Consider the following 1,406-nt stretch of genomic DNA (forward strand, 5'->3'; position numbering starts at 1 on the left):
GACGAGTGAACTTGTTCACGAAGCAATCGGAAGTGGTTCCAAGAAAAGCCTCTAAGCTTCAGTCATACGAGACCGTACCGCAAACCGACACAGGTGGGCGAGATGAGTATTCTAAGGCGCTTGAGAGAACTCGGGAGAAGGAACTCGGCAAATTGGTACCGTAACTTCGGGAAAAGGTACGCCCCGGTAGCTTGAATGGTTTACTCCATGAGGGTGAAAGGGTTGCAATAAACTGGTGGCTGCGACTGTTTAATAAAAACACAGCACTCTGCAAACACGAAAGTGGACGTATAGGGTGTGACGCCTGCCCGGTGCTGGAAGATTAAATGATGGGGTGCAAGCTCTTGATTGAAGTCCCAGTAAACGGCGGCCGTAACTATAACGGTCCTAAGGTAGCGAAATTCCTTGTCGGGTAAGTTCCGACCTGCACGAATGGCGTAACGATGGCCACACTGTCTCCTCCCGAGACTCAGCGAAGTTGAAATGTTTGTGATGATGCAATCTACCCGCGGCTAGACGGAAAGACCCCATGAACCTTTACTGTAGCTTTGCATTGGACTTTGAACCAATCTGTGTAGGATAGGTGGGAGGCTTTGAAGCGGGGACGCTAGTTCTCGTGGAGCCAACCTTGAAATACCACCCTGGTTTGTTTGAGGTTCTAACCTTGGTCCGTTATCCGGATCGGGGACAGTGCATGGTAGGCAGTTTGACTGGGGCGGTCTCCTCCTAAAGTGTAACGGAGGAGTTCGAAGGTACGCTAGATACGGTCGGACATCGTGTTGATAGTGCAATGGCATAAGCGTGCTTAACTGCGAGACTGACAAGTCGAGCAGGTACGAAAGTAGGACATAGTGATCCGGTGGTTCTGTATGGAAGGGCCATCGCTCAACGGATAAAAGGTACTCTGGGGATAACAGGCTGATTCCTCCCAAGAGTTCATATCGACGGGGGAGTTTGGCACCTCGATGTCGGCTCATCACATCCTGGGGCTGTAGCCGGTCCCAAGGGTATGGCTGTTCGCCATTTAAAGTGGTACGTGAGCTGGGTTTAAAACGTCGTGAGACAGTTTGGTCCCTATCTGCCGTGGGCGTTGGAAATTTGAAGGGGGCTGCTCCTAGTACGAGAGGACCGGAGTGGACGAACCTCTGGTGTACCGGTTGTCACGCCAGTGGCATTGCCGGGTAGCTAAGTTCGGAAGAGATAACCGCTGAAAGCATCTAAGCGGGAAACTTGCCTTGAGATGAGATTTCCCAGAGCCTTGAGCTCTTTGAAGGGTCGTTCGAGACCAGGACGTTGATAGGCTGGGTGTGGAAGTGCAGTAATGCATTAAGCTAACCAGTACTAATTGCCCGTACGGCTTGTCCCTATAACCTTAGCAGGTACAGAGGATGAGAAAGTACATGTTG

1 rRNA gene is annotated in these 1,406 nt (G+C 51.1%); it reads left to right on the top strand.

The window, feature by feature from the left end:
* A 23S ribosomal RNA gene (locus tag ACQ4W7_RS29105) occupies positions 1–1,366 on the top strand; the annotation flags it as partial.
* Positions 1,367–1,406: the final 40 nt, after the last annotated feature.

This window comes from Janthinobacterium algoris (assembly GCF_051380935.1).
Classification (GTDB): Bacteria; Pseudomonadota; Gammaproteobacteria; order Burkholderiales; family Burkholderiaceae_D; genus Janthinobacterium.